Origin of the sequence: Glutamicibacter sp. (genome assembly GCF_050701915.1) — a bacterium.
In the GTDB taxonomy this organism is placed as follows: domain Bacteria; phylum Actinomycetota; class Actinomycetes; order Actinomycetales; family Micrococcaceae; genus Glutamicibacter.
The window spans coordinates 1-9,135 of record NZ_JBOGEG010000061.1 but is presented as its reverse complement, the minus strand read 5'-3'; the positions used below and the strand labels follow the sequence as shown (position 1 = coordinate 9,135).

At 56.4% G+C, this 9,135-nt stretch carries 6 protein-coding genes; 3 read left to right on the top strand and 3 right to left on the bottom strand.

Translation table 11 applies throughout. The features are described from left to right. Nucleotides 1-54: 54 nt before the first annotated feature. Complete coding sequence (locus ACRDT3_RS18740; RefSeq protein WP_431494429.1) at nucleotides 55-714, bottom strand: hypothetical protein; 660 nt, start codon at nucleotides 712-714, stop codon at nucleotides 55-57. A 109-nt stretch (nucleotides 715-823) separates the two neighbouring features. Here ACRDT3_RS18740 and ACRDT3_RS18735 point away from each other — a divergent pair, with 109 nt between their 5' ends. Further along, nucleotides 824-1,498, top strand: a complete 675-nt coding sequence (locus ACRDT3_RS18735) for a DNA-3-methyladenine glycosylase (RefSeq protein WP_431494428.1) — start codon at nucleotides 824-826, stop codon at nucleotides 1,496-1,498. Nucleotides 1,499-1,562: 64 nt separating this feature from the next. On the opposite strand, the gene ACRDT3_RS18730 is transcribed toward ACRDT3_RS18735, so the two are convergent. Both ACRDT3_RS18730 and ftsY read right to left on the bottom strand, forming a co-directional pair. After that, nucleotides 1,563-3,695 carry an acyltransferase family protein gene (locus tag ACRDT3_RS18730; RefSeq protein WP_431494427.1) on the bottom strand — a complete coding sequence of 711 codons (2,133 nt, stop codon included), beginning with the start codon at nucleotides 3,693-3,695 and terminating at the stop codon, nucleotides 1,563-1,565. Between the two features lie 467 nt (nucleotides 3,696-4,162). Beyond that, nucleotides 4,163-5,344 carry a signal recognition particle-docking protein FtsY gene (gene ftsY / locus ACRDT3_RS18725; RefSeq protein WP_431494426.1) on the bottom strand — a complete coding sequence of 394 codons (1,182 nt, stop codon included), beginning with the start codon at nucleotides 5,342-5,344 and terminating at the stop codon, nucleotides 4,163-4,165. Between the two features lie 176 nt (nucleotides 5,345-5,520). Here ftsY and ACRDT3_RS18720 point away from each other — a divergent pair, with 176 nt between their 5' ends. After that, on the top strand, nucleotides 5,521-6,756 hold the full coding sequence (locus ACRDT3_RS18720; RefSeq protein WP_431494425.1) for an MFS transporter: 1,236 nt from the start codon (nucleotides 5,521-5,523) through the stop codon (nucleotides 6,754-6,756). 283 nt (nucleotides 6,757-7,039) lie between these two features. Further along, complete coding sequence (locus tag ACRDT3_RS18715; RefSeq protein ID WP_431494424.1) at nucleotides 7,040-9,109, top strand: cell wall-binding repeat-containing protein; 2,070 nt, start codon at nucleotides 7,040-7,042, stop codon at nucleotides 9,107-9,109. Nucleotides 9,110-9,135: the final 26 nt, after the last annotated feature.

The following is a 9,135-nucleotide window of genomic DNA, read 5'->3' as shown; positions in this document are numbered from 1 at the left end:
GGCAGAAAGTGCTTTCTGCCGATGCCGGGCTGGCTGGGCTAACGCCGGTAACGGCTACAGGCGCTTAATCTTCACGACCTGGAACTTCGGCACCGTAGTGGACCCGCCGATGGTGGTGTCGTAGCTCAGGGATCCGGTGACTGTGGCGGTGATTTGGACGATGTCCTCGGCTACGATGTCATCCAGCGCGTCGCAGTTCGACAGGCCGTCACCGGCAGTGAACATCGAATTGTGCTCGTAGTCGTATTTGCCGACCTGCGCATGGCTCAGCTCAGCGCGGAAAGTGCATGGACCGGTCGCGGAGTCGAACTGCGTGACCCGCCCGTAGAGAATCACATTCTCATCGATGTGCGAATCCGGTTGCTTCACGATCTGCGCCAGTTCGCGCTTGGTGACCTTCTTGGCTTTGCTGGCCTTGGCCTGTTCCGCCTTGGCCGCGGCCTCCTTGTCTTTCTTTTCCTTCGCCTTGCGTGCCTTCTCGGCTTCTTCGGCAGCTACGCGTTCTTCCTCGGCCGCACGAAGCCCTGCTGCTTCTTCCTTGGCCTGGGCCAGTTGCGTTTCTGCTTCTGTCAGCTGTGCTTGCAGTGCTTCCTTTTCAGAAGCTATTGCTGCGCTCGAGGCTTGGGCAGCCTCGAATTCTTCTGTGGATACGCCACAGGCAGCCAGCGATAGAATTCCGGCAATTGCGGTTGCCGCCAAAATGGACCTTTTCACGGTCCACCTCCATTTCACGAGTGCGAGTTACTTGAACCCCCAAGTTTCAAGTACACACGATCTTGGCAGGAGCCAGGGACAATTTAGCGCGGTCGGGCACACTAGAAGCATGGACCGATCTTTCTTCTTGCCCGATGCCCTGAGCGTTGCGCCGAGGTTGCTCGGCGCCGTGCTCACCGTAGATTCCGTTCGAGGACCAGTCAGTGTGCGCATCACCGAAACCGAAGCGTACCTGGGGTTGGGGACCGCAGGGCCCTACGATCCGGGAAGCCACTCGAAAGACAGGAAAACCGCACGCAACGCGTCCATGTTCCTGGAACCCGGACACGCGTATGTGTATTTCAGCTACGGCATGCACTACGCCCTGAATTTCGTTTGCTCGCCGCTGGGGATGGCCTCCGGGGTGCTGGTACGCTCCGGCGAAATTATTTCAGGAACCGATCTGGCCCGCGCACGAAGGCTGGAGAAACGGCCAGCCCGCTACGCCCACAATCCCATCCCGGAAATCCAGCTGGCCCGTGGCCCGGGTAACTTGGCAACCTCGCTGGGCCTTAAAAGCTTGACGCATGATGGATTGGATCTGTTCGCTCCCCCATTTACGCTCCATGCAGCCCCCAGCCTTCCAACCTCGTTTCGCACCGGGCCGCGGGTAGGCGTAGCCGGGATAGCCGGCGGTCCGCAATTCCCGTGGCGATTCTGGCTGCCCGATGAACCAAGTGTTTCCACTTTTCGCCCGGGCCGGGATGCTCCCGGATCGGCGACGCGCGATAGCATGGAAAAATAGGCTCTGGCCTCGACGCAATCAATGCGTTGAGGCCAGAGCCTATCGAGCAAGGTGCCGCAAAGCCCTATGCAGCCGGGAACAATTCCTTTGAATCCAATGCCTTCTTCAGACGGGATTCCAGAGTCTGGGACAGGGATTCGGCAAAGGTTTCCGTCAGGTGCGAATGGTCCCAATAGGCCACGATTCCGCCAACTACCGAATAGCAGCGATCTTCTTGGCACAGCTGGTCATTCATGTCGATCTGGACAACTGACGGATCTTCAAGGGCCTTCACCGCGTCGACCTGCGGATCCATCGGAATCCAATCGTCCGCGTCGCCGTTGCACTCATCGAGGTCATTCGGGTTTGATGCCACACAGTCTGGAACGTTTTCTAAAGTCTCGCCGGGCCAAGAAGTATCATGGATAACCGCGACTTCAGCTCCAGTTTTTGACCATTTTTCCAGGATCTTTTCGTAGGCCTTCTGAGCTGGCTCTCCCGTATCCTTCATGTCGTAACCGCTGACCGGCACCGATTGGCGGTTGGAGGTGATCACCAGGTCGTAATCTTCTTTGTCGATCTCCTCGCTAACCCAAGAACCCAGCTCAGCACACCCGTCGGCCTTCGACTCCGAATCGAATTTCTGCGGTTCACCCATGATGGCACAACGGTTGGCAACGTAGGTGTCCAAAGTCCAGTCATGCTCCTTGACCAGCGGTTCCAGTGCCGGCAACCATTGGGCGGCATGTGAGTTACCGACAAGCGCGACCTTGATCTCCCCATCACCGTAGCTGCATACGGGTCGCTCTTTGAAGTCGGTGTTTTGGCTTGCAAAGCAATTATCCTTGTAGACAACTGGTTTATCTGTTTTAGCCGCAATCGGCGCAGGTGCTACTACGTCGTAATTGTTTGCTAAATCTTTTTCTTGGTCGCAATCTTTGGCCAGTGCAGCCGCTCCGAAACATTCTTTACCCACTGCTTGCTCCACTTGGGCCAGTGCTTTATCCACGTCTCTCGCATCATTGAGAACGCGCGCCGTGTTGATATAGAAGGCCCCGGAAAGCAAAGCCAGAACGAGACTACCGGAAATCAGGAATCGCGGCGCCGATAGCGCAACGGAGGTATCAATAAATTTACGGAACCGAACTTCTACAAGCTTCTGAGTTAGAACGGCCAACGCCAAGGTAAGGATCAAGGCAAAGATCTTCTGTGGCCATTTGAAGTCGTCGACCATGAAAGGTATCAGTACCAGCAGCGGCCAATGCCACAGGTAAATGGCATAGGAATTATCCCCAAAGAACTGGAACAACTTTGAGTTCAGCAGAACACTAGGTGAGTACTTATGGGTGGAGTGGGACAGCAGAATCAGCACTGTACCGAATACCGGGATGACGGCAATGTAGCCGGGGAATGGCATGGTTCCAGTGAAAGCCAACGCGCTGAAGGCAATAGCTAGTAAACCACCCCAGGCGCCAACCAAACTGACAAGGTCCTGTTTTGCCGCATGCAAACGTGGACCCAGCGCTGCGGCAAGAGCGCCGGCTGCGAATTCCCATACTCGAGTAAAGGTGGAGAAGTAGGCGCTTCCCGGCTCGGTTGCCGTTGCATAAAGCGAATATCCGAAGGACATAACAAACACTGCGCTGATTCCCGCCAGCGCAACGATGGCAGGCTTAAGCCCGAGTTTGACCGCTGCAAAGATCAGCAACCCAATCAGTACTGGCCATACGAAGTAGAACTGCTCTTCAGCTGATAATGACCAGAAGTGCTGGAATGGACTTGGCGCGTCCCCTTCCGCTAGGTAATCGACTTTAGTCAAGGCCAAGAACCAGTTTTGGAAGTAGAAAGTTGCAGCCACTGCCTGCAGTCCCCAGTCCTGCCAGACCGTGGTCGGCGCGAACATCCAGATTGATAGAACGCTGGCGAAGATCACCAAAAAAGATGCTGGGATCAAGCGTTTCACTCGTCGCATCCAGAAATTCGCAACATCGGCGAGATTCTTAGGCGGTTTGGATATCAGGTGAGAGGTAATCAAGAAACCGGAAATCACGAAGAATACGTCAACGCCAACAAATCCTCCGGGCAGATAGTGTCCCCAGAAGTGATAGAGCACCACGATTCCAACGGCTATGGCACGAAGCCCCTGAATATCGGCACGGAAAGCTTTGGTTCGCGAATCCCTATTAACGGGAATCGGAAGGTCTTGATTCGACGACACGTCGGTGTGAGTCCTTTGCCAGATCGATCTTTCTTACAAGAATTCTGGATTCATTGAGCAGAACTCCAGACGCCTCGTACGACAGTGGAGAAATTCAATGCCCCAAAACATCTTTATCGAAGTTACCTGACCGCATACTGCAAATCCTTATGCGACTTGCGGGCACAGTACGCTAATACCTGCCACGGCCAACCTAGTTTTTTCTCTGCTGACAAGTAACTTTAGATAACTCCCTGGATCCAGCGCATCAGAGTTCAGCCAGTTCTCCGCGTGAATAGCATCACGGCGTGTCGCTGCCCCAGGTAACTACGGAACTCGAATTGGATGGTCTGTCACCTAGACGAAGCCGGCGGCTTTCGCCGCAAGCGCGTCGCCCCAAGAGACCTAAGCCCATCAAGTCCCTTTAACCAGAAGATCTCCCCGCCATTTCAAATGACGGGGAGATCAAAAAGATATGAAGTTATCGATTAGCCTTCGAGCAGTGCGTCCACGAAGTCTTCCGGGTTGAATGGGGCGAGATCATCCGGCCCTTCACCCAAACCAACGAGCTTCACTGGAACACCTAGCTGCCGCTGGATAGCCACGACGATGCCGCCCTTGGCAGTGCCATCGAGCTTGGTCAGCACGATACCCGAAACATTGACGACCTCGGAGAAAACCTTGGCCTGCTGCAGGCCGTTCTGCCCGGTAGTCGCGTCGAGAACCAGCAGGACTTCATCAATGGTGGCCTTCTTCTCGACCACTCGCTTGATCTTGCCCAGCTCGTCCATCAGGCCGACCTTGTTCTGCAGGCGGCCGGCGGTGTCGATCATGACGATGTCGACTTCCTGCTCGATGCCCGCGGAAACGGCTTCAAAGGCGACGGAGGCCGGGTCAGCGCCGTCGATCTCGGAGCGAACGGTTGGCACGCCCACGCGGTCGCCCCAGGTAGCTAGCTGCTCGGCGGCGGCGGCACGGAAAGTATCGGCGGCGCCCAGCAGGACATCCTTGTCTTCCGCGACGAGAACTCGCGCCAGCTTGCCGATGGTGGTGGTCTTTCCTACACCGTTGACCCCGACCACCATGATGATGCTTGGGCGGTCCGGATGCGGTTCTGGCAGGTAGCTGCGGTCAAGGCTCGGGTCTACCAGCTTGAGCAGTTCCTCGCGAAGCATTGCCTTGACGCGAGCCGGGTCCTTGCTGCCTTCAATCTTCACTCGTTCACGCAGTGCGTCAACAAGCTCAAGTGCAGGCTCGGTACCCAGGTCTGCCATCAGCAGGTTTTCTTCAATCTCTTCCCAGACATCCTCGTCAATCGAGTCTTGGCTGAGCAGGGCCAGCAGGCCCTTGGAGAACATGCTGTTGGATTTGGTCAGTCGCGCACGCAGCCGGGCCAGACGGCCCTGCACTGGTTCTGGAACATCGAGCTGTGGCGCAACCGGTGCGGCAGGCTCTTGAACTGCGACAGGCGCATCGCTTGCACCGGCAGTGTCCGCTGCGGCATCAGTATCGCCCTCAGCGCTCTGGCCAGTTGGCAAGTCGTCTGAATCACGCTCTGACGTATACGGGGTCTTGGGTTTGCGGCCCTTGGCGACGAAGGCAATGACGCCAATGGCCACCACGGCAACAACCGCGACAATGATGATGGTTAATATAAGCGAATCAGGCACGCTCTAAATCGTCTCATATCTCCAACGATTTAGGGATCATGTGGCGGGTGGCACCAGCATCAGCACATTTTGCATTCAAGGCTAGACTGGCAGGTGGGTTGCTTAGCCCCGTTCGTCGTTCCAGAAAGGCTGACGGTTACTGCTCGCTTAGTGGCAGAACCATCTTTTCAATAGATATGGCATTGAAAACCACCCGTACTGCCAAACCGCCAATCCCCCAAGAGATTCGCGTACTGCTGGTAGCGGCATTCATCATCGCCTTGGGTTTCGGGCTCATCGCCCCCATCTTGCCCCAGTATGCAGTGAGCTTTGATGTCGGCAATGCGGCCGCCACTATTATCGTCAGCATTTTCGCCTTTACCCGTTTGATTTTCGCACCGGTAGCAGGGGTTCTAGTAGGGAAGCTCGGCGAGCCCAAGATCTACGTCACCGGCGTTCTGCTGGTTGCGGTATCCACTTTGCTTTGCGCGGTTGTCCAAGACTATACGCAGCTATTGATCGCTCGTGGACTGGGCGGGTTCGGGTCAACCATGTTCACCATTTCCGCAATGGCATTAATTGCGCGCCTGGCTCCGGAGAAATCCCGTGGACGCATCTCGGGCTTGTACGCCGGCTCGTTCCTATTGGGCAACGTCTTCGGCCCGGTTCTCGGAACCCTGCTCGCACCTCTTGGCATGCGTGTTCCATTTTTGATTTACGGCACCGCCCTGGTGATTGCCGCCGGTGTGGTCTACATGGCGTTGGGTCGTCGCCGTGATCTGGATGCAGATGCAGCAAATCCACGCTCAAGGCATTCTGATATTGAAGTGGTGACCACGCGCGAGGCGCTGGTCTCCCCCGCCTACCGGGCGGCTTTGTTCTCCGGATTCAGCTACGGCTGGTTGGCCTTCGGCGTGCGCAACAGCATGATCCCACTCTTCGCGTTGGCCGTATTCGGCCAATCCATGGGCGCCACGGCCGCCGGAATTTCCATGACCGTGTTTGCCATCGGCAATGGTTGCGCGCTGGTGTTCTCAGGTCGACTCACAGATAGCATTGGCCGCAAGATTCCCATTGTCCTTGGCATGAGCGTCCTGCTCTTGTCCATTGGCGCGATGGGGTACTCCACTTCCCTGGTTGGCTTCATCGTCTTCTCGGTTCTGGCCGGTCTTGGCGGTGGGCTGCTTGGCCCAGCACAGCAAGCGTCCGTGGCTGACGTGATTGGTTCCGGACGCAACGGCGGCAAGGCACTGGCCGGGTTCCAGATGTGCACCGATCTTGGCTCCATCATCGGCCCGCTGCTGGCCGGAGCCATGGCCGACATGATCAGCTTCGAATTGGCCTTCAACATTTCGGCTATCGTCGGCCTAGTCGGAGTAATTGCCTGGCTCATGGTTCCAAAGACCATAAAACCGGTGAAATTAGCCGATTAAGCATTCCCTGATTCCAGTTTCCGCCGGCTTTAACGCCGATATTAAATCCCGGAATCTTGCCGGGAAACACCAGGTAGATATACTGGCCAAGGCTTTTGCCATTTCACTTGCACTCGATTATTCAGGGGAATCCATGCCGGCGGTCCGGACGCGACGATCCAAAGCTCTATCAATTGCGGTCATAGCCGCACTTTCCATCCCTCTTACTGCTGGTCCGGGTTTCGCTGCGCCAGCAGAAGAACCCTCCGCTCAAACCACTCAGGCACCTTCGCCCACTGCTACCGTGGCTGACGCGCCAGAACCATCTTCTACGCCATCTCCTGCGGCCGAGGCCTCAGGGACCAGCACCAACGAAGTTGAGTCCGAGGCGCCAGCGCCAAGCGTATCGGCTGCCATTGCAACTCCAGCAGCTGAAGAAATTTCCAAGGCACTGTCCAAAGGCGGCGATCTTTCCAAAAAAGAACGCGTGCAGCTGGCCGACAAGGCGAAGGCCGAATTGGAGGTGGAGAACCTCGATGCCCAGCTGGGCCAGGGTGCCAAGCGAATTGCCGAGACCGGCGACGCAACTATCCCTACAATGGACGAGCTAGCGGATCTCGCGAAGCTGTCTTCAGATGATTCTGCAACTTCCATTCCATTCCAGGTGGGTGCGCCGGCTTCCCTTGACGAGCTACGGACGTGGCGTCCACCTGGCACCCTTGGAATCGATGTTTCCCGCCATCAAGGTGACGTGAGCTGGTCCACTGCCAAGGCAAACGGAGCACGTTTCGCCTACATCAAGGCGACCCAGTCTTGGCCTTCTTCCTTGTACAAGGACCCGAAGTTCAGCCAGAACTACACCAACTCGCGCAATGCCGGCCTAATTCGCGGCGCGTACCATTTCGCCATGCCTGCCCATTCTTCAGGCACTGCACAGGCCAGGGAATTCATGGCCAACGGCGGTGGTTGGACCAATGACGGGTACACCATGCCGCCACTGCTGGATATCGAGTGGAACCCCTACAACAAGACCGATTACCCGCAGGGCAAGGGCGATATGTGCTACGGCATGACCCCATCCCAACTGGTTACTTGGATCAAGGACTTCGGCAATACGGTCAAGGCCAAGACCGGTCGCCTGCCGATGATCTACACGGCTCAGTCGTGGTGGGATGAGTGCACGGGTGACTCTGTAGCGTTCAAGTCCTGGCCACTGCATGTCTCGATCTTCCCAACCGCTGACGTGGCGAAGAATCCTCGCGAACTACCCGAAGGCTGGACCACTTTCAACGTCTGGCAGTATTCTTCCAACTCCAATATGTTGGGGTCAACGCAGAATGTTGATGCCAACGTGTGGAACGGCGATCTGACATCGCTGCGTGACTTTGCGAAGAACCGTCGTAGCACCGCGTACAAGATGACTACCAGCTACTTCGGAAATATGGATGTGTGGCCGACGCGGTTAGGTCCGTCGCGCATGTACGGTGCCAACCGCTATGGAACACCTGTTGCGATCTCCAAGCGCACCTTCCCATCGGGTGCCAAGACGGTGGTCGTCGCTTCTGGTGAACACTTCGCAGATGCATTGTCAGTCACTTCTTTGGCTACCCGCCATAGTGCTCCGCTGTTGCTCACCAAGCAGGGCTACTTGCCAAGTGAAGTTGGAGCCGAGATAAAACGCCTAAATCCTTCACGCATCATTGTTGCCGGCGGTCCAACTGCTGTGAGCAGCAAGACTGTTTCGCAGCTATCACGCTACGCACCTGTCACTCGTGAAGCTGGTAGCACCCGTTACGGCACCAGTGCCGAAGTTGCCAGCAATTGGTCATCTTCAAAGTCCGTCTTCATAGCATCTGGGCGGGCCTTCCCAGATGCGTTGTCTATGGCAGCGGTTGCCGCTGATCGCAACGCCCCACTGCTGCTTAGCAGCAAGAAGTATGTTCCTAGCGTGGTTCTCAAGCAGCTCAAGCGTTTGAACCCCTCGACCGTCTACATCGCTGGCGGAACCCTGGCAGTTTCTTCGGCCGCTGAAAAGCAGATCCGTAGCGCTGTCCCTAACGCTCGTATCGCACGGTACGGTGGCGAAACACGTTACGAGACAAGCGCGGTTATCGCCAAGAAATTCTGGCCAGGTGGTTCGCAACGCCAGTTCATTGCTAACGGCAAGAACTTCCCAGATGGACTGACCGGCGCAGTCGCCGCCGGATATAACGGCGCTCCGATGCTGCTTTCCAAGAAATCGTGCCTGCCCAAGTCCGTGGGTTCTGCATTGACTTCGATGGAAGGCTGGACAAATGTGCTGATTGGTGGGCCATTAGTGCTCGATTCGACTGTGGCCTACCACGACGACGGAAAACTCAACACCTGCTCGTAAGTGATGAGTGCAGGACTAAACCCGGG

Bases quoted from the DNA above. Each gene is read 5' to 3' on its own strand.
- ACRDT3_RS18720 (WP_431494425.1), top strand. From the start codon at position 5,521: ATGGCATTGAAAACCACCCGTACTGCCAAACCGCCAATCCCCCAAGAG.
- ACRDT3_RS18735 (WP_431494428.1), top strand. From the start codon at position 824: ATGGACCGATCTTTCTTCTTGCCCGATGCCCTGAGCGTTGCGCCGAGG.